The sequence below is a fragment of the Bradyrhizobium sp. CFUWI genome (assembly GCF_056429085.1).
Genome location: NZ_JBWJZE010000332.1, coordinates 1 through 382 on the forward strand (window position 1 = coordinate 1; position 382 = coordinate 382).

Here is a 382-nt window from a genome sequence, read left to right on the forward strand (position 1 = left end):
GGCCAGCAGCGCCTTGAACCGGGCGAGCCATCGGCCCTTCCAGCCGGTCCGGTAGCGCAGGTTGGTGCCGCCGCCCTCCGAGACCTTCGCCTCCTGGATGTCCGGCCGCCACAGGAGGTCCTCCGCCTTGGGGTGCCAGCCGAGATTAACCTCGTGCAGCCCCGCATTGTGGGTCAGCATGATGATCTCGCACTTGAGCTGCGCCTTGGCGGCGTCCGAGAGCGTGGCGTCGATCTCGGCGAACAGCGCCCGCCAATCCGCCTCCCAACCCTCGTAGAGGATCACCGGCGAGAAGTTGGCGTGGACCTCGTAGCCGGCGGCCACGAAGTCGTCGATCGCGGCGATCCGCTCGGGGATCGGCGTCGTGCGCACGTCCACGATC

1 protein-coding gene is annotated in these 382 nt (G+C 68.6%); it reads right to left on the bottom strand.

The annotated features are described in order from the left end of the window. Positions 1 to 382 (bottom strand): spore photoproduct lyase family protein (locus tag AC066S_RS40055; RefSeq protein ID WP_478272103.1); only part of this gene is annotated, 382 nt, incomplete at both ends.